Annotated in this window: 19 protein-coding genes and 1 pseudogene; 10 read left to right on the forward strand and 10 right to left on the reverse strand. The window is 67.0% G+C overall.

Annotation, left to right across the window (positions count from 1 at the left end; all coding sequences use genetic code 11):
• The first annotated feature begins 351 nt into the window (after positions 1-351).
• Positions 352-1971 carry an ABC-F family ATP-binding cassette domain-containing protein gene (locus M3B11_RS11120; RefSeq protein WP_259877509.1) on the forward strand — a complete coding sequence of 540 codons (1620 nt, stop codon included), beginning with the start codon at positions 352-354 and terminating at the stop codon, positions 1969-1971.
• Positions 1972-2151: 180 nt separating this feature from the next.
• On the opposite strand, the gene M3B11_RS11125 is transcribed toward M3B11_RS11120, so the two are convergent.
• Together M3B11_RS11125 and M3B11_RS11130 are read right to left on the reverse strand one after the other, a co-directional pair.
• The gene (locus tag M3B11_RS11125) at positions 2152-2358 is read right to left on the reverse strand and encodes a YbdD/YjiX family protein (RefSeq protein ID WP_259877510.1); all 207 of its coding nucleotides are present in this window, start codon (positions 2356-2358) and stop codon (positions 2152-2154) included.
• A 2-nt stretch (positions 2359-2360) separates the two neighbouring features.
• Positions 2361-4685: a carbon starvation CstA family protein gene (locus tag M3B11_RS11130; RefSeq protein ID WP_259877511.1), complete on the reverse strand. Its 2325-nt coding sequence runs from the start codon at positions 4683-4685 to the stop codon at positions 2361-2363.
• Positions 4686-5056: 371 nt separating this feature from the next.
• Between M3B11_RS11130 and trpS the strand changes: the two genes are divergently transcribed.
• From trpS to M3B11_RS11145, 3 genes are all read left to right on the forward strand, one after another.
• Complete coding sequence (gene trpS / locus M3B11_RS11135) at positions 5057-6073, forward strand: tryptophan--tRNA ligase (RefSeq protein ID WP_259877512.1); 1017 nt, start codon at positions 5057-5059, stop codon at positions 6071-6073.
• Positions 6045-6686 (forward strand): 2'-5' RNA ligase family protein, encoded by a 642-nt coding sequence (locus M3B11_RS11140; RefSeq protein ID WP_259877513.1) that lies wholly within the window; start codon positions 6045-6047, stop codon positions 6684-6686. The genes trpS and M3B11_RS11140 overlap by 29 nt, the downstream gene beginning before the upstream one ends.
• A 63-nt stretch (positions 6687-6749) precedes the next feature.
• A complete protein-coding gene (locus M3B11_RS11145; protein WP_259877514.1) occupies positions 6750-7799 on the forward strand; it encodes an App1 family protein in 1050 nt (349 codons plus the stop codon).
• Between the two features lie 25 nt (positions 7800-7824).
• Here M3B11_RS11145 and M3B11_RS11150 read toward each other — a convergent pair whose 3' ends face one another.
• The 5 genes from M3B11_RS11150 to sdhC form a co-directional block, all read right to left on the reverse strand.
• The gene (locus M3B11_RS11150) at positions 7825-9084 is read right to left on the reverse strand and encodes a D-alanyl-D-alanine carboxypeptidase family protein (RefSeq protein ID WP_259877515.1); all 1260 of its coding nucleotides are present in this window, start codon (positions 9082-9084) and stop codon (positions 7825-7827) included.
• A 166-nt stretch (positions 9085-9250) separates the two neighbouring features.
• Positions 9251-10042: a succinate dehydrogenase iron-sulfur subunit gene (locus tag M3B11_RS11155; protein WP_259877516.1), complete on the reverse strand. Its 792-nt coding sequence runs from the start codon at positions 10040-10042 to the stop codon at positions 9251-9253.
• Positions 10042-11802 (reverse strand): succinate dehydrogenase flavoprotein subunit, encoded by a 1761-nt coding sequence (sdhA, locus tag M3B11_RS11160; RefSeq protein WP_259877518.1) that lies wholly within the window; start codon positions 11800-11802, stop codon positions 10042-10044. Before sdhA ends, M3B11_RS11155 begins: the two co-directional genes overlap by 1 nt.
• Before the next feature lie 57 nt (positions 11803-11859).
• A complete protein-coding gene (locus M3B11_RS11165) occupies positions 11860-12306 on the reverse strand; it encodes a succinate dehydrogenase hydrophobic membrane anchor subunit (RefSeq protein WP_102161582.1) in 447 nt (148 codons plus the stop codon).
• 5 nt (positions 12307-12311) lie between these two features.
• Entirely contained in the window at positions 12312-12689 is a 378-nt protein-coding gene (gene sdhC, locus M3B11_RS11170) for a succinate dehydrogenase, cytochrome b556 subunit (protein ID WP_102161584.1), read from the reverse strand.
• Positions 12690-13045: 356 nt separating this feature from the next.
• Here sdhC and M3B11_RS11175 point away from each other — a divergent pair, with 356 nt between their 5' ends.
• The 5 genes from M3B11_RS11175 to M3B11_RS11195 all read left to right on the forward strand — a co-directional run bounded on the left by M3B11_RS11175 (position 13046) and on the right by M3B11_RS11195 (position 18400).
• Complete coding sequence (locus tag M3B11_RS11175; protein ID WP_259877519.1) at positions 13046-14161, forward strand: mannose-1-phosphate guanylyltransferase; 1116 nt, start codon at positions 13046-13048, stop codon at positions 14159-14161.
• A gap of 112 nt (positions 14162-14273) precedes the next feature.
• The gene (locus M3B11_RS11180) at positions 14274-15449 is read left to right on the forward strand and encodes an amidohydrolase (protein ID WP_259877520.1); all 1176 of its coding nucleotides are present in this window, start codon (positions 14274-14276) and stop codon (positions 15447-15449) included.
• The gene (locus tag M3B11_RS11185) at positions 15440-16636 is read left to right on the forward strand and encodes a BMP family ABC transporter substrate-binding protein (RefSeq protein WP_259877521.1); all 1197 of its coding nucleotides are present in this window, start codon (positions 15440-15442) and stop codon (positions 16634-16636) included. Before M3B11_RS11180 ends, M3B11_RS11185 begins: the two co-directional genes overlap by 10 nt.
• Positions 16637-16737: 101 nt before the next feature.
• Entirely contained in the window at positions 16738-17850 is a 1113-nt protein-coding gene (locus M3B11_RS11190; protein WP_259877522.1) for an adenosine deaminase, read from the forward strand.
• 4 nt (positions 17851-17854) lie between these two features.
• Positions 17855-18400: a hypothetical protein gene (locus M3B11_RS11195; protein WP_259877523.1), complete on the forward strand. Its 546-nt coding sequence runs from the start codon at positions 17855-17857 to the stop codon at positions 18398-18400.
• 29 nt (positions 18401-18429) lie between these two features.
• Here M3B11_RS11195 and M3B11_RS11200 read toward each other — a convergent pair whose 3' ends face one another.
• Genes M3B11_RS11200 through M3B11_RS11210 form a run of 3 tightly spaced genes read right to left on the reverse strand, consistent with a single transcriptional unit; the run spans position 18430 to position 20554 of the window.
• Positions 18430-19272 carry a hypothetical protein gene (locus tag M3B11_RS11200; RefSeq protein ID WP_259877524.1) on the reverse strand — a complete coding sequence of 281 codons (843 nt, stop codon included), beginning with the start codon at positions 19270-19272 and terminating at the stop codon, positions 18430-18432.
• 17 nt (positions 19273-19289) lie between these two features.
• A complete protein-coding gene (locus M3B11_RS11205) occupies positions 19290-20039 on the reverse strand; it encodes a tyrosine-protein phosphatase (protein ID WP_259877525.1) in 750 nt (249 codons plus the stop codon).
• Positions 20036-20554 carry a MarR family winged helix-turn-helix transcriptional regulator gene (locus M3B11_RS11210; protein WP_165882397.1) on the reverse strand — a complete coding sequence of 173 codons (519 nt, stop codon included), beginning with the start codon at positions 20552-20554 and terminating at the stop codon, positions 20036-20038. Before M3B11_RS11210 ends, M3B11_RS11205 begins: the two co-directional genes overlap by 4 nt.
• A gap of 274 nt (positions 20555-20828) precedes the next feature.
• Between M3B11_RS11210 and M3B11_RS11215 the strand changes: the two are divergent.
• Positions 20829-22140, forward strand: a pseudogene (locus M3B11_RS11215) (ISL3 family transposase).
• The last annotated feature ends 170 nt before the right edge of the window (positions 22141-22310 follow it).

Below are 22310 nucleotides of genomic sequence, written 5' to 3' on the forward strand. Positions count from 1 at the left end.
CCTAGGCCGCCTGAGCTGGCCGGCCGGAGCCGAGATTCTCATTGCGATCTCCCTGCAGCCTGCGGGTACACTGGCAGAGACCTCGCCGATGGTGACAGCATCGGCGCACTCCGGCAGAGAGCACACCACCTTCCGTGAAATCGACGATCACTCACCCCTGAGACGCGCATCATTCCTGCGCTCGGCAGCCGAACCGTTTACGGCTGCACGGCTGACATGATCGATCAGGCCCGCCGGAGATCCCGCAACACGCGGATTCCTGCGCTCCTGCAGACCTGTCTGCATCGATCATCGGGCTGAGCCTGTGCGCGTCTCGAATCGTCCTTTCGATTTCGACACGCGGAGGCATGCGTGGAACACGCACTCATCACCCTTGACTCGCTCACCTACACCTGGCCCGACGGCACCGCCGCACTGTCGGGGCTCACCGGCTCGATCGCCCGCGGGCGCACCGGTCTCATCGGCGCCAACGGCGCCGGCAAGACCACCCTCGTCCGTCTGCTCACCGGCGAACTGAGACCAACCTGCGGGCACGTGCACATCCACGGCAGCGTCGGCGTGCTGCCCCAGGACCTGGCCTTGAGCGACCAGACCGTCGCCGAAGTGCTCGGCATCGACCAGGTGCTCGCCGCGCTCGAAGCGGTGGAGACCGGAGACGCCGACGTCGCCCACTTCGACGTCATCGGCCAGGACTGGGACATCGCCGCCCGCGCCTGCCAGGCCCTCGCAGCAGCCGGTCTTCCGCTGGGTGAAGAGGAGCTCGGCCGGCCGATGCGCACGCTTTCCGGCGGTGAAACGATGAAGGCCGGGCTCGCAAGCCTGCACCTGCACCGGCCCGAGCTTGCGATCCTCGACGAGCCGACGAACAACCTCGATGCCGCCGGTCGGGAACACGTGCGCGGTCTCATCGACAGCTGGCGGGGTTCGCTGCTCATCATCAGCCACGACCGGCAGCTGCTCGCCGGCGTCGACCGGATCGTCGAACTCTACGGCACCGGCACCAGGGATGCGGCAGGCGAGCTGCAGGCTTCGACAATGCGGACGTGGGAGGGCAGCTTCGCGGACTACCGCCGGCAGCTGGCCGCCGAACAGGAAGCTGCGGAACAGGAAGCAGTGACCGCCCGCAGCAAGCTCGGCAAGCAGAAGCGCAAGCGGATCGAGGCGCAGATCAAACTCGACCGTCGGCAGCGCACGGCCAAGCAGGCGGTCAAGGATGCGAAGCTCCCGCCGATCGCCGCAGGCAACAGAGCCATGCAGGCGCAGAAGTCAGCGTCGAAGCTCACCGGAACCCACGCTGACAGGGAGGCAGCCGCCCGGCAGGAGGTGCACGAAGCGGAGGCGAGAATCCGGCAGCGCGTCGTCATCGACATCGAGCTGCCCGACACGGCAGTGTCGGCCGGGCGTACCGTCCTCGAGGTGGACAGCGGCGGGCAGACCCTCAGCATCCGCGGGCCTGAGCGGGTCGCACTTGCCGGGCCGAATGGGGCGGGCAAGACGACCCTGTTCAACCGGATCATGACCGCTGCACACAGGAGGGAGGAACCCGGTGTGCGCGTCATCGCCGAGCCCGGGCTGCTGCCGCAGCGCATCCTCCTCGACCCGCAGCTCAGTGTGCTCGAGACGGTCCGGCGTGCGGTTCCACATGTGGACCCGCACACGGTCCGCGCGCAGCTGGCCGGTCTGCAGCTGAAGAAGGACCGGCCCGATCGGCCGGTCGGCCAGCTTTCCGGGGGAGAGCGGCTCCGGGTCGCGCTCGCCCAGCTGCTGCTGGCCGATCCGGCTCCGCAGCTGCTGCTGCTCGATGAGCCGACCAACAATCTCGACTTGGAGAGCATCGAGGTGCTCGTCGGGGCGCTGAGCGCCTACCAGGGCGCGCTCATCGTCGTCAGCCACGATGTCGAGTTCCTCGATGAGATCGGCTGCACCCGGACGTGGGAGATCACAGACGGGATACTGAGCGAGGCTCACTGACGGCCACCCGGCCACCGCCTCGGGACCGACCGCCACCGCCTCGGGATTGGTTGCCACCGCCTCGGGATTGGTTGCCACCGCCGCCGGAACGGCCACGACCGCCGCGGGAACGGGGCCCAACGCAGCGACCGCCGGCCCACCTGAGGTGAACCGGCGGCCGCCGGGTGGGACGTCACTGCCTTAACAGCAGCGCGCCTTCGGGCTCGTCTCCTGCTCGTCGATGAGGCCGCGCCAGAATTCGCGTTCGCACATCGCGCCCTCGCGGGTGCCGTGGCGGCGCTCGTAGTGCTCAAGGTAGTGGACGTAGGCGTTCTCGCCCATGACCTCCTTGAGGTACCAGTGCACGGCCTTGAACGGGCGGGCGACTGCGGCGGCAAACGAACTCATCGTCACTTCTCCTTCGGATCGGCGTGCGAGCCGGAACCGGTGCCAGAGGCACCGTGGTCCTTCGCGGCCTTCTCCTTCGCGGAGACGCCGACAGCACCAGCCGGAGCGAGACCATGTTCGCGACGGTACTCCTCCCACTGGGCCTCGACCTCGCGCTCGGCCTTCGTGGCGATGAGACCGGCCGGGGCGAAGAGCTTCGTCGGCACGAACGCCGCCTCCGTCGTCTCCATCGGGCCGGTGCGGATCGACTTGATGCTCACCGCGATCGTCATGACGACGACCATGAGCACCAGCGAGGCGAACACGATCGACAGGGTGCCCTGGATGAACGTGTTGCGCACGACTGCGCGCATCGCATCGACGCCCTCGGTGGTGCCGAGTGAGGTCTCACCGGCGGCGAGTGCCTGCTTGTAGGCCGAGTGCTGCGCCCAGTAGCCGAGCTTCGGATCAGAGGAGAAGATCTTCTGCCACGATGCGGTCATCGTCACAGCAAGGTCCCAGGCCAGCGGGATCCCGGGGATCCACGCATAGCGTGCCTTGCCGATCTTGCAGACCAAGGCGAACACCACCGCCAACGCAATCGCCGCCAGCAGCTGGTTGGAGATGCCGAACAGCGGGAACAGCGTGTTGATGCCGCCGAGCGGGTCGGTGACACCCATGAGCAGGATCGAGCCCCAGGCACCGACCATGACGATCGTCGAGACCCAGGCGCCGATGTTCCAGGACGGGTCGCGGAACTTCGGCCAGAAGTTGCCCATCCAGTCCGAGAACATGAAGCGGGCGACACGGGTGCCGGCGTCGATGGTGGTGAGGATGAACAGCGCTTCGAACATGACCGCGAAGTGGTACCAGAAGCTCATCGCCGACTGCCCGCCGAAGCCGGGCACCTGATGCAGGATATGGGCCATGCCCATCGCCAGGGTCGGCGCGCCGCCGGTGCGCGAGACGATCGAACCCTCGCCGACGGCCTCGCCGGCGGCGGCGAGTTCGGCGGCGGTCGTCTGCGTCTCCATGAATGGGTTCGCGTTGATGAAGTCGGCAGCGCCCTCGGCGGTGCCGCCGGTCAGCGGCTCGGCTGCGTTCATGGCGAAGTAGATGCCCTTGTCGAGGCAGATCGCGGCGACGAGCGCCATGATCGCCACGAAGGACTCCATGAGCATGCCGCCGTAGCCCACCAGACGCGCCTGCGATTCCTTCTCCAGAAGCTTCGGCGTCGTGCCCGAGGACACGAGTGCGTGGAAGCCGGAGAGCGCACCACAGGCGATGGTGATGAACAGGAACGGGAACAGGGATCCGGCGAAGGCCGGGCCCTCGGAGTTCGAGGCGAACGGGGTGACGGCCGGCATCTGCACGGTCGGGTTGACGATGATGATGCCGACGGCCAGCAGCACGATGGTGCCGATCTTCATGAAGGTCGACAGGTAGTCGCGCGGGGCCAGCAGCACCCACACCGGCAGCACAGCTGCGAAGAAGCCGTAGATCATCAGCGACCAGGCCAGCGTCGTCTTCGACAGGTGGAACATCTCAGCCATCGCCGGGTTGGCATTGACCCAGCCGCCGGCGACGATCGCGAGCACCAGGAGGGCGATGCCGATGACAGAGGTCTCGATGACCTTGCCGGGGCGGATGTAGCGCATGTAGATACCCATGAACACAGCGATCGGGATCGTCATCGCGATCGAGAAGACACCCCACGGGCTCTCGGCCAGGGCGTTGATGATGACGACACCGAGCACGGCGATGAGGATGATCATGATGAGCAGGATGCCGAGGCTGGCGATGAAGCCGCCGACGGAGCCGAGCTCGTCACGGGCCATCTGGCCCAGCGACCGGCCGTTGCGGCGGGTCGAGAAGTACAGCACCATGTAGTCCTGCACCGCACCGGCGAGGATGACGCCGAGGATGATCCACAGCGTGCCGGGCAGGTAGCCCATCTGGGTGGCCAGGATCGGGCCGACGAGCGGGCCGGCACCGGAGATCGCGGCGAAGTGGTGGCCGAACACGACGCGGCGGTCGGTCGGGGTGAAGTCGCGGCCGTTTTCATTGATCTCCGCGGGGGTCGCCCGCTTGAGGTCGGGGCGGCAGATCTTCCACTCGATGAACTTCGCGTAGAAGCGGAAGGCGATGAGGTAGCTGCCGACCGCGGCGGCGACGAACCAGCTGGCTGAGAGGTTCTCGCCGCGCACCACCGCGACCATCACCCAGCCGACGGCGGCGACCGCAGCGATCGCAACCCACAGGACGATCTTGCCCGGAGTCCAGCGCGGACGTTCGATCACGCCGACTGGAGGCAGACTCTCATCGGTTTTGACGAATTCAACCGACATACGTGCTCCATTTCTGCTCTGCTGCAAGAGCCCCGCCGGGTCAGGCGGGGCATCACGGGAACGCGGGCATTCGCCTGGTCGTGCGGCATCCGCCCGGCACGGCACAGCATGGAAAGGCTGGGGCCGGGGAGCCACAGCGCACGGCAGAAGTGTGTGAGTTCCCTGAGTTTGAATACATGGTGAAGCCAATTTTGTGATTTGTCTAACTCTCCGACAGCTTCTGCGCGAACCACCGTCAAACCGTTATCAAAGCTGCGCATATGTCCGCTTTGCGGACAGCCCAGGGTGTTCTGCACCCCTGCCCGCCGCCGAGGCGGTGGTCGGGTGGCCGAGTCGCAGACCGGGGGTGCGGAAGTGGCACAATGGAATCCATGACCGCCACGCACGACCCGCAGGCCCGCCTGCGCACTCTCTCCGGAATCCAGGCCACCTCCGACTCCCTCCACCTGGGCAACTACATCGGTGCGCTGCAGCAGTTCGTGGAGCAGCAGGAGACGCACGACGCGTTCTTCTTCATCGCGAACATGCACGCGATCACCGTCGAGCAGGATCCCGCACTGCTGCGCGACCGGACCCTGCGCACCGCCGCCCAGTTCCTCGCCGCCGGCATCGACCCGGAGAAGTCGACGATCTTCGTGCAGTCCCACGTGCCTGAGCACACGCAGCTGTCCTGGGTGCTCGAATGCACCACGGGTTTGGGCGAGGCGCAGCGGATGACGCAGTTCAAGGACAAGTCGGCCAAGCGCGAGAACGTCTCGCTCGGCCTGCTGACGTACCCGGCGCTCATGGCCGCCGACATCCTCATGTACCACCCCGATGTCGTCCCGGTCGGCGAGGACCAGCGCCAGCACCTGGAGCTCACCCGCAACCTCGCCGAGCGCTTCAACCACCGCTACGGGCACACCTTCACGGTGCCTGAGGCTGGGATTCCGAAGGAGACGGCCAAGATCTACGACCTGCAGGACCCGACGGCGAAGATGTCGAAGTCGGCGACCTCTCCGGCCGGTCTCATCAACATCCTCGATGAGCCCAAGGTGCTGGCGAAGAAGTTCAAGTCCGCCGTCACCGACAACGACACCGTCATCGCCTACGACCCCGATCGCAAGCCGGGTGTGTCGAACCTGCTGACGATCTACTCCTCGCTCTCCGGACAGCCGATCGATGCGATCGTGACCGAGTTCGACGGCAAGATGTATGGCCACCTCAAGGTCGCCCTCGCAGACCTCGCCGTCGAGACGCTCTCACTGGTGCGCGAACGCACCAGTGAGCTGCTCGATGACCCGGCCGAGCTCGAGCGGCTGCTGGCGATCGGTGCCGATGCCGCCCAGGCGATTGCCGAGCAGACGATCAAGGACGTGTATGACCGCATCGGGTTCCTCCGCCGCTGAGTCACCGGGCCGGGTGCCCCGTCCCCACGAGCCGGGCCTCGGGCCGGCGTGGGGAACCCCACCGGGCGTCCCCGAACTGCCGCCGGACGACGGCACCGGGATGGTCTCGATCGGGGTGACCCTCGACATGCCCGAGCCCTACGGCTCCCAGCTGCAGTCGCTGCGGGCCTCACTCGGCGATGCCCGTGGCACGAGCGTCCCGGCTCACATCACGCTCATCCCGCCGATGGAGATCCCGGCCACCGCGTGGCCGATCGTGCGCGAGCACATCCGCAGCGTCGCGAACACAACCTCGCCGTTCACGCTGCAGCTGCGGGGGACCGGGACATTCATGCCGACATCGCCGGTCGTGTTCATCACCGTCGCCCGCGGCATCTCCGAATGCCAGCAGCTCTCCGAGGCGCTGCGCCACGGAGTGCTGAATCAGCAGCTGGCATTTCCGTACCACCCGCACGTCACCATCGCCCAGGAACTCGACGAGGAGGTCCTCGAACGGGCCTACCGGGAATCGGCCGACTACGACGTGTCATTCATGGCCCACGGCTTCGGCGTGTACTTCCACACCGCCGATGAGGAATGGCAGCTGTTCGACAATGTGCCCTTCGGTCCGTAACCCGGCCACCGCCTCGGGAACGGTGCGCCAGGCGGGTGGCATCTGCTCAGCTGAGCGGGAAGAATGGCAGATGTGAAGAAGAAGACTGCACCGCGCAATCTCGCCCCCGAGATGCTGCACACCGCCGCCCGCCTCGAAGACCGCTACCACACCTGGGCACGGGAGAAGGCGACGAAGCGCGGCTGGCACCGCACCGTCATCGCCTACGACTCCTACGGCAGCGAGAACTTCATCCGCGTCCTCGCCCGCGTCGTGCTGACCAAGACCGGCCAGCCGGCAGCCGATACGCAGGCCTCGATCCGCGGCTGGCGGTCGTTCGTCAATGTGCCGCTGTCCGATGACCACGCCTGGGTGCGCGTCAACGGCGCTGAGCACATGGTCACCGCCGATCGAGGCGGCATCGTCGACGCGATCATCCCCGGTGACTTCGAGCCCGGCAACGTCGAGATCGAGCTGTGGACCGATGACTCGCTCGTCGACACCGCCAATGTGCGCATCATCGGTCAGGAGCAGGGCTTCGGGATCGTCTCCGACATCGACGACACCGTCATGGTCACCGCACTGCCGCGTCCCTTCCTCGCGGCCTGGAACACCTTCGTCCTCGACGAGCACGCTCGCTCGCCGGTGGCCGGGATGTCGGTGCTCTACGACCGGCTGACCTATCTGCGCCCGAACTCACCGATGCTCTACCTGTCCACCGGGCCGTGGAACGTTGCCCCGACGCTCAAACGGTTCCTCACCCGGAACATGTACCCGGTCGGTCCGCTGCTGCTGACCGACTGGGGGCCGACAGCCACCCGCGCGTTCCGCTCCGGACAGGATCACAAGCGCGCCACCCTCGAGCGCCTGGCCCGCGAATTCCCACAGGTCAAGTGGCTGCTCATCGGTGATGACGGGCAGCACGACGAGGAGATCTACGGCGAGTTCGTCGAAAACCATCCGGACAATGTCGTCGCGGTGGCGATCCGGCAGCTGACCGTCGGTGAGGCGGTGTGGGCCGGTGGTCGTTCGAAGAGCTCCGGCCGTGGCCAGGGTGTGCCCTGGATCTACGCCCCCGATGGTGCCGGGCTTGCCTCGAAGCTCACCGAGCGCGGCATCTTCTCCTCACTCTGAGCCGTCTCTCAGTCTGAGCTGTTCCTCACTCTGAGGCGGCTGTGGCCCGGCGTCGCTCATCGTGCCGCCGCAGGGTCGTGAACGTGATGCCACCGGCGGCGAGCACTGCCGCGGCTGCGGCGATGAGGACGAGCGGGGAGCTCAGCGGACTGGCCGGCTCCTGCGCCTCTGCTGCCGCGGTCTCCTCATGTGTGGGTGCGGCGGGTTCCGGGCTCGGCTCAGCGCTGGGCTCCGGGGTCAGCTCGATGGTCGTCTGGACCGGCAGGTCCGACTGCGCGAACGACCAGTCGAGCAGATCGATGGCCGCCTGCCGGGTGCTGTTGTCCGAATGCAGGATCGCCGCCGCATAGGTCTTGCCGTCCCGTTCGGCTACGGCGACGAAGCTGCCCTTGGACTTGACGGTGTAGCCGTTCTTGAGGCCGAGCCCGCCGTCGACGCGCCCGACGATCTTCGTGTGATCCTGGATCGGATAGCCTTTGAACTTCTCCTTCGTCTCCGGGTTCACGCCCCCGGGCATCCTGTACTCGGTCGTCTGTACGATCTTCATGAGGTAGTCGTTGTCCAGCATCGCCCTGGCGATGATGAGCTGGTCGCGCACTGTCGTGACCTGGCCGTCGGCGTCCAGGCCTGAGGTGTTCTTCGGCACCGTGCCGGTCAGCCCGAGCTCCTCGGCCTTGGCCTCCATGAGCTCAACGGCCCTGTCCTGCCCACCGGCGGCATTGCCCAGGGCGTGGGCGGCATCGTTGGCACTCGACATGAGCATCGCGTGGAAGAGCTGGTCGATGGTGTACTCGTTCTTCTGCACGAGTCCCACTTTGGTGCCGTCGACGGCCATATCGTCGAAGACCGCCTCGTACTTCTGCTCCGGGTCATCGAGCACATCGACAAGCGCCAGCGCAGTCAGCAGCTTGATGACCGAGGCAGGAGCGAGCTGCCGGTCCATCTCCTGGGAGGTGAACACCTCGCCGGAGTCGAGGTCGCCGACCACCCACGCGGACGCTTTCGGCTGTGGTGCCGGAGCGCCGTCGTCGATGCGTGCGCGTTCGTACAACGTCTCCGTCGGCGAGGCCTCCGGCTCGGCCACGACATCAGCTGCAGCGGACGGAGAGGCCAGAGCAGAAGGTGAGGTAAGCGGGGTGGCCGAGGCCAGCGAGCTGGGGGAGGCCAGCGCGGCAGACGGTGCGAGCGCGCTGCCAGCAGCGACGGCTGCAGCGGCAAGGCCGGCGCCGAGGCGGGCGCCCAGGCGCGCACGCCTGGGCTGCGTGGGGCGAGTCGATTGCTTCACAGCTCGTAAGTCTAACCATGCCAGCTGAGACCACCGGACGTCGCCGGCCACCGCCTCGACGTCGCCGCCGGCCACCGCCTCGGCGCCGGCGGGCAGGGACCGGCGATGAAAGCACTCAGGCCCCGTGCCGCGAAGATGCGGGACGGGGCCTGAAGTGTGCGGTGGGTCAGAAGGCGCGCTGGAGCAGCGCCTGCTTGACCTCGGCGATCGCCTTGGTCACCTCGATGCCGCGCGGGCAGGCTTCGGTGCAGTTGAAGGTGGTGCGGCAGCGCCACACGCCCTCCTTGTCGTTGAGCACCTCCAGGCGCATGTCGCCGCCCTCATCGCGGGAGTCGAAGATGAAGCGGTGGGCGTTGACGATCGAGGCCGGCCCGAAGTACTGGCCGTCGGTCCAGAACACCGGGCACGAGGTGGTGCACGCCGCGCACAGGATGCACTTGGTGGTGTCGTCGAAGCGCTCACGATCCTCGATCGACTGCAGACGCTCACGCGTCGGTTCGTGACCCGAGGTGACGAGGAAGGGCATGATCTCACGGTACGACTGGAAGAACGGCTCCATGTCGACGATGAGGTCCTTCTCCAGCGGCAGGCCCTTGATCGCCTCGACGGTGATCGTCTTGCTCGTGTCGAGGTCCTTCAGCAGGGTCTTGCAGGCCAGGCGGTTGCGGCCGTTGATCCGCACCGCGTCCGAACCGCACACGCCGTGCGCACACGAGCGGCGGAAGGACAGCGAACCATCGATCTCCCACTTGATCTTGTGCAGGGCGTCGAGCACACGGTCGGTCCCGTACATCGTGACTTTGTACTCCTCCCAGTGCGGGGCCTCGTCCTTCTCGGGGTCGAAGCGTGCGATCTGGAAGGTGCAGTCGAATGACGGGATCTCGCCGCCGCCACCGCCGAGGTGGTCGGGGAGATCGACCTTGGATGCAGGCTCTGCAGTGTTCTGATTCTCGCTCATCAGTACTTACGCTCCATCGGCTGGTATCGGGTGACGACGACCGGCTTGGTCTCCAGGCGCATGCCCTTGATGCCCTCGGACTCGCTGTCCGGGTCGAGGTAGGTCATCGTGTGGTGCATGAAGTTCTCGTCATCGCGGTCGGGGAAGTCCTCGCGGAAGTGACCGCCGCGGGATTCCTTGCGGTGGATGGCTGCCACCGTGACGACCTCGGCGATCTCGAGCAGGAAGCCCAGCTCGATCGCTTCGAGGAGGTCGAGGTTGAAGCGCTTGCCGCGGTCGTGGATGCCGACGTTGCGGTAGCGCTCGCGCAGCCGGGCGATCTCGTCGAGGGCCTCGCGCAGAGTCTCATCGGTGCGGAAGACCTGGACCTTGGCGTCCATGATCTCCTGCAGGTCCTTGCGGATCGAACCAACGAGCTCGGTGCCGTTCGACGCGCGCATCGAATCGACGAGCTCGACGGTGCGGTCAGCGGCACCCTCCGGCAGCTCAGGCAGCTCGGCGGTCTTGGCGTACTCCGCAGCGGCGATGCCGGCGCGCTTGCCGAAGACGTTGATGTCGAGCAGCGAGTTGGTGCCCAAGCGGTTCGAGCCGTGCACGGAGACGCAGGCGGTCTCACCGGCGGCGTAGAGGCCGGGGACGATGTCGGTGTTGTTGGCCAGCACCTCAGACTTGACGTTGGTCGGGATGCCGCCCATCGCATAGTGCGCGGTCGGGAACACCGGCACCGGCTCAGTGTAGGGCTCCACACCGAGGTAGGTGCGGGCGAACTCGGTGATGTCCGGCAGCTTCGCGTCGATGTGGGCTGGCTCCAGGTGGGTGAGGTCGAGCAGCACGTAGTCCTTGTTCGGTCCGCAGCCGCGGCCCTCACGCACCTCGTTGGCCATCGACCGGGCGACGATGTCACGCGGTGCGAGGTCCTTGATGGTTGGGGCGTAGCGCTCCATGAAGCGCTCACCGTCGGCGTTGCGCAGCACCGCTCCCTCACCGCGGGCAGCCTCGGAGAGCAGGATGCCGAGGCCTGCCAGGCCGGTCGGGTGGAACTGGAAGAACTCCATGTCCTCCAGCGGGATGCCGTTGTTGTAGGCGACCGCGACGCCGTCACCGGTCAGCGTGTGGGCGTTCGAGGTGGTCTTGAAGATCTTGCCGAACCCGCCGGAGGCGAATACGACGGCCTTGGCGCGGAAGACGTGGATCTCACCGGTGGCCAGCTCGTAGGACACCACTCCGGCCGGGCGGCGCACGCCGTCGACCTCGGTCATGATGAGGTCGAGGACGTAGAACTCGTTGTAGAACTCGACGCCGTGCTTGACGCAGTTCTGGTACAGCGTCTGGAGGATCATGTGGCCGGTGCGGTCTGCGGCGTAGCAAGCACGGCGGACCGGGGCCTTGCCGTGATCGCGGGTGTGGCCGCCGAAGCGGCGCTGGTCGATCTTGCCCTCCGGGGTGCGGTTGAAGGGCAGGCCCATCTTCTCCAGGTCGAGGACAGCGTCGATGGCCTCCTTGGCCATCACCTCGGCAGCATCCTGGTCGACGAGGTAGTCGCCGCCCTTGATGGTGTCGAAGGTGTGCCACTCCCAGTTGTCCTCCTCGACGTTGGCCAGCGCGGCGCACATGCCGCCCTGTGCTGCGCCGGTGTGGGAGCGGGTCGGGTAGATCTTGGTCAGCACGGCGGTGCGTGCGCGCTGGCCGGCTTCGATGGCAGCGCGCATGCCAGCGCCGCCGGCGCCGACGATCACCACGTCGTAGTCATGTACCTGCATAGAAATCCAATTCTCCTTGGCCGGAAAGAGCCGTTGGGACGAGTGAGAGAAGCGCGATCACCGTGAGCAGAAGTCAGGGATGAGCGACGGATCGGCTCCGACCGGGCACGGATCGAACGTGAAGATCACGAGCGTGCCGAGCACGATGATGACCGCCGAGGCGATGTAGAGCGTCAGCAGCAGCGCCATGCGGGTGCGCGGCTTCTCTGCGTAGTCGCTGATGATCGTGCGCATGCCGTTGGTGCCGTGCAGCATGGCCAGCCACAGCATGAGCAGATCCCAGATCTGCCAGAACGGGCTGGCCCACTTGCCGGCGACGAAGCCGAAGTCAAGGCCCTGGACGCCCTCGCCCTGCCACAGGTTGACGAACAGGTGGCCGAAGATGAGCACGATGAGCACGACGCCGGAGAGGCGCATGAACAGCCAGGCCCAGAGTTCGAAGCGCGAGCGCGTGGACTTGTGCCGGTCGTAGCCGGTGCGCGGTGCGGGAATGGTCGACGTCATGTTCCTCAGCCTCCGAACGTGTGCATCAGGTGTCGGGGCAGGAACGCGGCCATCATGATGACCCAGCCGATGATGACTGCCCAGAACAGCTTCTTCTGGTTCTTCGGGCCGCCGGACCAGAAGTCGACAGCGGCGATGCGCAGGCCGTTGAAGGCGTGGAACACAATGGCTGCGACCAAGCCGATTTCGCCGATGGCCATCAGAGGGGTCTTGTACGTCGCGATGACGGCGTCATACGCCTCAGGCGAGACACGGACAAGAGCTGTGTCGAGCACGTGTACGAGCAGGAAGAAGAAGATGCCGACGCCGGTCACGCGATGCGCAACCCAAGACCACATTCCTTCATTTCCGCGGTACAGAGTGCCCGTTGACGCATTGGCCACGGGGCATCCTCCAAGTGAAATGCGAACAGATGTGTACCTCTTGAAATTACGCCGAACTGGGAAGAATCGCCAATCTGCCCGACGGCATTGTTGCCGATTCGATGTGAATCCCCTCAAAGAGGCGTCCAGCAAACGGACACAAGATCTCACCCGGCATTTAGGGCATACCTGTGTGCCGTAAACGTGCGCGGGTGAGCGATGGGTCTAGGTTCGCATCCGCTGCGGCACCCTGAGCGCCGGTGCATGCGCTGAGCAGGAGAGGCGGTATCGTGGCCGGCAGGTGCGGGGTGTGCCGAAGACGCCGCCGACGCCGCAGTCAAGCCAGAGATGCAGTCTGAGACGGAGGATGAGACGCGATGAATCCGCACTTCCACGCAGTGATTCCGGCCGGCGGCTCCGGCACCCGGCTGTGGCCGGTCTCACGGGAGGCCACCCCGAAGTTCCTCCACGACGTCCTCGGCCTCGGCCGCAGCCTGCTGCAGTCGACCTGGGATCGTGTCATCCCGCTCATCGACGCCGACCGCACCTGGGTCGTCACCGGCACCAGCCACGCACATGCCGTGGCCGATCAGCTCCCGCAGCTGCGCCGTGACCGCATCATCACCGAACCCTCGCCCAAGGACTCCGCTGCTGCGATCGGCCTGGCTGCGATGCTCATCCAGGACACTGACCCGCAGGCGATCATCGGCTCCTTCTCCGCTGACCACTCGATCACCAACGTCGCGGAATTCCACGACGTCATCGACCAGGCGGTCACCGCTGCCGAGCAGACCGGCGACATCGTCACCATCGGCATCACCCCCACCTACCCGGCCACCGCCTACGGATACATCAAGACCGGCTCCCACCTCGGGCTCCCCGGCGCCTACGCCGCCCGCCGGGCCGCCGCATTCGTCGAGAAGCCTGCCGCCTCGGTCGCCCGCACCTATGTCTACTCCGGCTCCTATCGCTGGAACGCCGGTATGTTCATCGCCACCACCGAGGCGCTGCTCGGCGTGCTGGCCGAACAGGCCCCTGAACTCTTCGCCGCGCTGCGCTCAGTCGCCGACGTCTGGCACGATGAGCAGGCCCGCGAGCAGAAGCTGGCTGAGGTGTGGCCGGGCTTGGAGAAGCGCGCCATCGACTACGTCGTCGCCGAACCGGCCGCCGAAGCCGGGCGCGTCATCGTCGTGCCCGGCGACTTCGGCTGGGACGACGTCGGGGACTTCGACTCGGTGGCCAAGCTGCGCCAGCCGGTGCCCGGCGAATCCTCGGCCGTCTACGCGATCGGCGAGGAGTGCCAGATCGTCGACGTCGACACCTCGGGCGTGGTCTTCTCCAGCACCGACCGGCTCGTCGCCCTCGTCGGGCTCGACGACGTCGTCGTGGTCGACACCGATGATGTGCTGCTCGTCGCCTCCCGGTCCCACGCCCAGGATGTCAAGGCCGCCGTCAGCCGGGTCGGGGAGATGGGCCGGCAGGACCTGCTGTGAACCCGCGCCCGCGGCGGCCAGCCACCCGGCGCACGCTCGCCTGGGGCGGATTGTGAAGTTTTGGGACATGCACCCAGGATCGTCGCAGGTCGGCTGACTAGACTGTTACGCTGTGATCCAAAGCCACCTTGCGCCTTTCTACGATGAGCTGCTGGAGTTCCGGCGTGACATCCACGCCCACCCTGAGCTGTCCTACCAGGAGTTCCGGACGACGGCGAAGATCCTCGGGTTTCTGCGCAACGCCGACCTCGTCCCGCAGGCCCTGGAGGGCACCGGCGTGGTCTGCGAAGTGGGTGAGGGTCCGCTCGTCGCCGCGCTGCGCGCCGACATCGACGCGCTGTCGCTCGACGACCTGACCGGCACCGAGTTCGCCTCGACGGCGCCCGGTGTCGCCCATGCCTGCGGCCACGACATCCACCTCAGCGCGCTGGCCGGGGCCGGTCGGGTGCTGAGCACCATCCACAAGGAGCTGCCCGGCGGGCTCGGCGGGCGCATCCGGATGATCTTCCAGCCGGCTGAGGAGGTCACCCCCGGCGGTGCGCTGAAGGTCATCAGCCAGGGTGTGCTTGCCGATGTGCCGCGCGTCTTCGCCATCCACTGCGACCCCAACGTCGACGTCGGCAGGGTCGGCTCCCGCATCGGCCCGATCACCGCCGCCGGCGACACCGTCATCATCCGGCTCGCCGGCCACGGCGGCCACACCTCGCGCCCGCACCTGACCGAGGACCTCGTCTACGCCCTCGGCAAGCTCACCACCGACCTGCCGGCCACGCTCTCGCGCCTCATCGACCCCCGCCACGCGATCTCCCTGGTCTGGGGCGAGATCCGTGCAGGCCACGCCCCCAACGTCGTGCCGGCCGACGGGTTCCTCCAGGGCACTCTGCGCTGTCTCGACGTCGACGGCTGGAACCAGGTCGCCGAGGTGCTGCCCGATCTCGTCGAACGCGTGACCGGACCCTACGGCGTCGACGTCGAGTTGGAGCACCGCCGAGGTGTGCCGCCGGTCGTCAACACCGAAGAGGAGGTCTCCCTGCTCGAGGCCGCCGTGCGCGATGAGCTCGGTCCCGGCAGCGTGCAGCTGACCCCGCAGTCGATGGGCGGGGAGGATTTCGCCTGGTATCTGACGAACTGCCCCGGCGCCCTCGTGCGCGTGGGCACCCGCACCCCGGGCGGGATTACGTACGATATCCACCAAGGCGACTACCTCGTCGACGAACGCGCACTGGAGATGAGCGTCCGCGTCTACACCGCGATGGCGCTTCGAGCCCTGGGAGTCCCGTGGTCCTGAAACCTGCCGCAGCCCTCACCACGGCCCTCATCGTGCCTGGACTGGTGCTGCTGACAGGGTGCGGAGCCGAAGAGCCGGCCGAGCCGCTGCTCACCAGCGGCTGCATGGTCTCCTCACCGGCTGGCTTCGACGACCGCTCGATCGGGCAGCTGAGCTTCGGTGAGGTGTCCAACGCCCAGCGCTCCGACTTCCTCGGTTCGACGTCTACCCAGCGCGTCGACTCGCTCGACGACACGCGTCGGGCGCTGGAGGACTACGCCGACCGTGGCTGCACGCTCACCGCTCTGCTCGGCCCCGGCGGGGCGCAGATGCTCGCCGAGGTCGCCGCCGGCCACCCCGACCAGGCGTGGATGGCCGTGGCCACCGCCGGTGCCGGAGCCGGCGGTCAGGACTTCCCCGACAATGTCATCACCGTCGACTTCGACCTCCTCGAACCGGCCTTCATCGTCGGCTACATCGCCGCCGCCAGCTCCGAAACCGGCATCGTCTCGGCCTACTCCTCCTACGGATTCGAGAACAACCGCGGACTGCTCACCGCCTTCGACGCCGGCGTCGAGCTGTTCAACGAGGACACCGACGCAGCAGACGACGAGCGCGTGCGCAGCCACCGCGCCGGCCAGATCGAGGGCCGCACCGTCTCCGACACGACCGCCGCCGGGTTCGAGATCACAGCCGAGGCGATCGAGGCCGATGCTGATGTCATCGTGCCCTTCGCCTCGGGCGCGGCCAGCGGTTCGCTCACCTGGTTCCAGGAGCACTACTTCCCGCCGGCCGTACAGACCACCGGGCCCGGGGCGGAGGACGCGCCGGCAGACGAGCCCACCGAGGTGCCCGCAGACGAACCCGAGCGCACCCTCGTGTGGTACGGCGCTGACGGTTCGGAGACCCTCGGGCGGGTCGGCCGCTACGTCATCGCCTCGATCGTGCCCAACATCGCCGCCGGCTTCCAGACCACCATCGAAGGCTGGCCGCAGACCGGCTTCGCCGGTGAACTCGAACCGGCAGGCCAGCAGCCCGAACCGATCGGCGACCTGCTTGTGCGCTCCCGCAGCTACCGCGGCACGATCGAGAACGGCGGCATCACGATGGTCGCCTCCGATGTGCCTCTGTCCGGGGTGGCCGGTGTCGGCCGCGAGGTGACAGACGTGCAGGAGCGGATCCGCTCCGGGGAGATCGAACTGCCCTGACCCGCCTGCCGGCAGACGCGTCGCCGTGCTCGCCGGTGCAGGCCGTGCTCGCCGCTGCAGACCATGCTCGCCGCTGCAGACCATGCCGTAAGCTGAGGGACGTGGATTCCAAACTCTTTGAGACTCCCTTCGGAGTCGACCCAGATGACCCTATCCTCGAGCTGCCGAAAGTGTCGTTGCACGACCACCTAGACGGCGGCCTGCGCCCGCAGACGATCATCGACCTCGCTGCCGAGATCGGCCATGAGCTGCCGGCCACCGATGCCGAGGCGCTGCGCCGCTGGTTCTCCGAGTCCGCGAACTCCGGTGACCTGCCGCGCTACCTGGAGACCTTCGACCACACCATTGCTGTCATGCAGACCGCCGAGGGCCTGACCCGGGTGGCACGTGAATGGGCGCTCGACCAGGTCGCCGACGGTGTCTTCTACGCCGAGGCCCGCTGGGCGCCCGAACAGCATGTGCAGCAGGGACTGTCGATGGACGAGGCCGTCGAGGCCGTCCAGCGCGGACTCGACGAAGCCGATGCGATCGCTGCTGAGAACGGCCGCTTCATCCGCACCGGCCAGATCATCACCGCCATGCGGCACGCTGACAACAGCCTGGCTGTCGCCGAACTCGCCCTGCGCCACCGCGACCGAGGCGTCGTCGGTTTCGACATCGCCGGCGCCGAGGACGGCTTCCCCCCGGCCGACCACCTCGCCGCCTTCGAGCTTTTGCACCGCGAGTGCTTCCCGGTCACCATCCACGCAGGCGAAGCCGCCGGGGTGGAGAGCATCCACGCCGCGGTGCAGATCTGCCACGCCCAGCGCGTCGGCCACGGCGTCCGGCTCATCGAGGACATGCAGTTCACCGGTGAGAACGGAGGCGGCAGCCTCGGCCGGCTCTCGGCCTGGATCCTCGACCACCAGGTGCCCCTGGAGCTGTGCCCGTCGTCGAATCTGCAGACCGGGGCGGCGACCTCGATCGAGGACCACCCGATCACCCGGTTCAAGGAGCTCGGCTACGCGATCACCGTCAACCCGGACAACCGTCTGATGTCGGCGACCTCGATGACCCGTGAGATGCGCCTGCTCGTCGACCGCGCCGGCTGGCAGCAGCCGGACCTCGAATGGGCGACCGTCAACGCCCTGGGCGCGGCGTTCCTGCCCCACGATGCGCGCAACCGGTTCCTCGATGACCTCGTGATCCCAGGCTTCGAGCGTCTGGATCTGTGATTCCATGAGCGGTAAGCGACGCAAACGCAGCGCCGGGGGAGACGACTCCGTTCACATCCACCCGTCCGATACCGCGCCGGCCCCGTCTGCCGACCAGACCGCAGGCGCAGCCGGCAGCCCGCTGACCCCGGGCACTCCGATGGCCACCCGCCCGTGGACGCTGTGGCTGGCCATCGCGATGGTCGTGCTCGAAGCGGTCGTGCTCGTCGTGGCTGCGGTGTTCTTCGTGCGCACCGGCGGTGCCGCCGGGGCTGAGCTGCGAAGCTCCCTGTTCGGGCTGGCTGTCATGTTCGTCATCATGGCCACCGGCCTCGTGCTCGTCGCCCGCGGGCTGCACCGGATGCGCCGCTGGGCGCGCCCGGCCACAGTGGCCTGGCAGCTGCTCCAGGCGCTGTTCGGGCTGTCGATGTGGGGCGCCGGCACGGCGCTGCAGGTCGGGGCCATCCTGCCGGCGGTGCTGTGCCTCTTCGGGCTCTTCAGCCCCGCCAGCGTGCGCGCCTACGAACAGGCGCTCGGTGCCGCCGGCAGCGAACAGCACCTCGACCAGTGAGAGAACTGACGGGGCCGGGCCGGCTGGAATCAGCCGCCGAGTTCGCTCTGCTCGGTGTCGTCGTTCGACGTGGCGTCATCACCGGGGCCGCCGCCTGAGCCGCCCCCGCTGCCGGCGCCGCCACCGGAGCCGTTTCCGCTGCCGGAGTCCCCGCTGCCGGCGCCGTCGCGGTACGGGCCGCAGGCCTCGCCGAGGAAATCGCCGGCGAAGTCGCCGCCGGAATCACGCAGGGACAGCGCCGTCTGCTGAATGCCCCACCACACCTCGGGTGCGGCAGCCCAGCGCAGGCGCATGTTCTCACGCTCAGCGGGATCCTCGGCCAGATCCGAGGCCGCCAGCTCGATGCGGTCCTGGGCGTCATCGGCCGTGCAGCGGGCCCGCGAATCCGGGCCCTGCGGATTGAGCTCGGCGATCTCATCGCCGCTGACGGTCGTGAGCGTGAACGCCGAATCGCCGAGCTGTTCGACCTCGAAGGTGCCCAGCACCTGGTAGAAGCTGCCCTCGTGCGCGCTCACCTGCTCAGCATCGACGTTGACGGTCACGCTGTTGGGCATGTCCGGGGTCAGCGACACCTCGCCGGAATCGGCGACATCGCCGAAGGTGCGCAGGTAGACATTCAGGTAGGCCTCCTCGCCGTTGGCGGCGGCCCTCTCCAGGCCCTGCCACAGCGGGTCGTTCTCCTTCGCCCCACCCGGGGTGGTGTCGACGACGACGACCGGGGGAGCGGAGTCTGGGGTCTCGACCGGGGTGACCTCCTCCGGGGACAGAGAGGGTCGCTGCTCGGGACGTTCGGACTCGTTGACGGCACAGCCGCTCAGCAGCAGACCGGAGGCGCACGCTGCGGCGGGGAAGATGAGGAGGCGTCGGCTCATATGCTGAGTCTAGAGAATCACGGCCGCAGAGTGGTCAAGGCGGACATGTGTGCCGGGGAGATTCTCAGCTGCTCCAGCGTCGCCTCGGCCGGGTGGCGGTCGAGGAACTCCAGCAGCGCCGCCTTCCGGGAACCCGACCAGGCGGCGAACTCGTCCGCATCCATGAAGTACTCCACCGGATGCCCGGAGGTCTTGTGGTGCTCATTGACGACAGCGAGCGAGCGGACGTACTCCGCGGCGATGACCGCAGGTTCGACACCGGCCAGCTGCAGCATCCAGGCCGAGAACAGCCCCGTGCGATCCCGGCCGGCCGAGCAGTGCAGGTACACCGGGCCGGTCTCCAGCGCCTCGGCGAGACTCTCCAGCGCACCGGCGACCAGCGGCGGGAAGTGGGTGAGCAGCAGCGGGTACTGCTGGGGATGGTTGAGGAACGGGTGGTCAATGGCCCTGACATAGGCCTCATCGCTGAAGTCTTCGACCGGGCAGGTGCGGATGGCGAACCGGTCCCACGCCGCCTCGGGAACCTGCGGATCGGTCGGCCGGCGGCCCGCCTCGGCAGGGGCGCGCAGATCGACGACCGAACGGATCCCCAGGTCAGCCAGCTGCTCGATGCCGCGGGCGGTGATGAGCTCGCGGCGCCCGCCGGCGAATACGCGCCCGAGGCGGGTCAGGCCCCCAGCAGCGGGCAGGCCGCCGAGGTCGCGCGGGCCGAGGGCGCCGTCGACGGTGGGGAAGCGGTCGGCGAACATCAGGCGGTCAGCCGTCATGTGGCAGTCTCCGGGGTCACGATGCGCGAACCGGTCTCGAAACCGGTTGACAGGGTGCGCAGCAGCTCGGTGAGCTTGCGCTTCTGGGCATCGGTCAGCTCGGCGAGCAGGTCGGCCTCATGGACGAGGAGGTCAGACAGGGCGTTGTCGACCTTCTGCTTGCCGACCTCGGTCAGGGTCACAAGGATGGAACGGCGGTCCTTGGGATCTGGGCGGCGGGAGACCCAGCCGACCTTGACCAGACGATCGATGCGGTTGGTCATCGTCCCCGAAGTCACCATCATCTCGCTGATGAGCCGGGAGGGGGAGAGCTCATAGGGCTCGCCGGCGCGGCGCAGCGCGGAGAGCACGTCGAACGCCCAGACCTCCAGCTCATGGTCATGGAAGGTCGACTTGCGCGCTTTGTCCAGCTGCTTGGCCAGCCGGGAGACCCGCGAGAGCACCTCCATCGGAGCGACATCGAGATCGGGGCGCTCGCGCCGCCATGCAGCTACGATCCGATCGACTTCATCCATGACCCCAGTCTACTGCGATAGAGCCAACGTCAAGATACTTTCCCGCAAAGCATCTTGATATCAATGTAAAAGCATCGTGATATCGATGAACCTGCGGGCGGCCACAGGCCCGCCCAGACGTCAGCACAATCACACTCGGCGCGCGGGATTCACGGCTCTTCGTAATTGAGGGTGTGGATCAGTGATTCCAGGACACGGCGTGGCGCTGCCCGGATAGACGCCGAGGTCTTCCGATGATGGAAGTTCTCACACAGTCCATCCGAAAGACCTCGACGTGTCCAAGCCTACTTTCTCATCTCCTGACCTCACGACATTCTGCCGACTCGACTCTCTTGACCTCACTTGCATTGGCCAGCACATCACCGGGCACAAAGCCATTCTGGAATGCCAGCCCAACACTGCCGATGACTGGTGCCGACGGTGTGGCGGACACGGGATCGTCCGCGACAGCGTCGTCCGCCGCCTCGCCCACGAACCCTTCGGCCACCGGCCCACCACGCTTCACATTCGCCTCCGCCGGTACAAATGCGTCGAATGCGGCCGCGTATGGCGTCAGAACACCACTGCTGCGGCGCCACCACGAGCGAAGATCTCGCGAACCGGCCTCGACTGGGCGCTGCGTGCCCTCGTCATCGACCACGACACTGTGTCCGTGATCGCACGCAAACTCGCCGTGGCCTGGCACACCGCGAACTCCGCGATCCTCGCGCAGGGACATCGACTGCTGATCGACGACCCGGCCCGGTTCGACGGGGTCAGCGTCATTGGTGTCGACGAACACGTCTGGCGGCACACCAGGCGCGGTGACAAGTACGTCACCGTCATCATCGACCTCACTCCCATCAGCCAGGAAGCAGGCCCGGCACGCCTGCTCGACATGGTGCCCGGACGGTCGAAACAGGTGTTCAAGCAATGGTTGAAAGCCCGACCGAAAGACTGGCGTGATGGCATCGACGTCGTCGCGATGGACGGATTCTCCGGCTTCAAAACAGCCTCCGTTGAGGAACTGCCCGAGGCTGTCGAAGTCATGGACCCGTTCCACGTCGTCAAACTCGCCGGTGATGCCCTCGACGAGGTACGCCGCCGCATTCAGCAGGAGACCACCGGGCATCGCGGACGAGCAACAGACCCGTTGTATCGAGCGCGCAGGACTCTGCACACCGGTGCTGATCTGCTCACGGCCAAACAGCACGAGAGGATCGTAAGCCTCTTCGCCGACGCCAACTTCACCGCCGTCGAAGTCACCTGGGCGGTCTATCAAGACATTGTGAGCGCCTACCGAACCAACGACGGCAACGAGGGCAAGAAGCTCCGACAATCGGTCATCGACGATCTGACGACGAATCTGCCGACAGGACTGGTCGAGCTCAAGCGGTTAGGACGGACTCTGAAGCGTCGAGCTGCTGATGTCCTGGCGTTCTTCAGCCGACCGGGAACGTCGAACGGGCCAACTGAAGCAATCAATGGCAGGCTCGAACATCTACGGGGCTCAGCGCTGGGGGTTCGGCAACCTCACGCACTACATCGCGAGATGTCTGCTCGAGTCCGGAGGCTTCAGACCGGTTCTACACTCTCAATTACGATGAGCCGGATTCACCCGTCGACGATGTGGCCAAACCGCCGAAGCCTACTAAAGTGAAGAATGGTCGACATGCGCTGGAGCCATGCCAGCCCAGCGGTCCGCATTCAGGTGAGGGCCGCCTCGGCGGCGGTGACCCCAGCCATCCGCAGAAGGAGCATCCGGCATCCGGGCCGA

This window comes from Brevibacterium sp. p3-SID960 (assembly GCF_025144725.1).
Lineage (GTDB): Bacteria > Actinomycetota > Actinomycetes > Actinomycetales > Brevibacteriaceae > Brevibacterium.

Bases quoted from the DNA above. Each gene is read 5' to 3' on its own strand.
- M3B11_RS11125 (WP_259877510.1), bottom strand. From the start codon at position 2,358: ATGAGTTCGTTTGCCGCCGCAGTCGCCCGCCCGTTCAAGGCCGTGCAC.
- M3B11_RS11130 (WP_259877511.1), bottom strand. From the start codon at position 4,685: ATGTCGGTTGAATTCGTCAAAACCGATGAGAGTCTGCCTCCAGTCGGC.
- trpS (WP_259877512.1), top strand. From the start codon at position 5,057: ATGACCGCCACGCACGACCCGCAGGCCCGCCTGCGCACTCTCTCCGGA.
- M3B11_RS11140 (WP_259877513.1), top strand. From the start codon at position 6,045: ATGACCGCATCGGGTTCCTCCGCCGCTGAGTCACCGGGCCGGGTGCCC.
- M3B11_RS11145 (WP_259877514.1), top strand. From the start codon at position 6,750: ATGGCAGATGTGAAGAAGAAGACTGCACCGCGCAATCTCGCCCCCGAG.
- M3B11_RS11155 (WP_259877516.1), bottom strand. From the start codon at position 10,042: ATGAGCGAGAATCAGAACACTGCAGAGCCTGCATCCAAGGTCGATCTC.
- sdhA (WP_259877518.1), bottom strand. From the start codon at position 11,802: ATGCAGGTACATGACTACGACGTGGTGATCGTCGGCGCCGGCGGCGCT.
- M3B11_RS11165 (WP_102161582.1), bottom strand. From the start codon at position 12,306: ATGACGTCGACCATTCCCGCACCGCGCACCGGCTACGACCGGCACAAG.
- M3B11_RS11175 (WP_259877519.1), top strand. From the start codon at position 13,046: ATGAATCCGCACTTCCACGCAGTGATTCCGGCCGGCGGCTCCGGCACC.
- M3B11_RS11195 (WP_259877523.1), top strand. From the start codon at position 17,855: ATGAGCGGTAAGCGACGCAAACGCAGCGCCGGGGGAGACGACTCCGTT.
- M3B11_RS11200 (WP_259877524.1), bottom strand. From the start codon at position 19,272: ATGAGCCGACGCCTCCTCATCTTCCCCGCCGCAGCGTGCGCCTCCGGT.
- M3B11_RS11205 (WP_259877525.1), bottom strand. From the start codon at position 20,039: ATGACGGCTGACCGCCTGATGTTCGCCGACCGCTTCCCCACCGTCGAC.
- M3B11_RS11210 (WP_165882397.1), bottom strand. From the start codon at position 20,554: ATGGATGAAGTCGATCGGATCGTAGCTGCATGGCGGCGCGAGCGCCCC.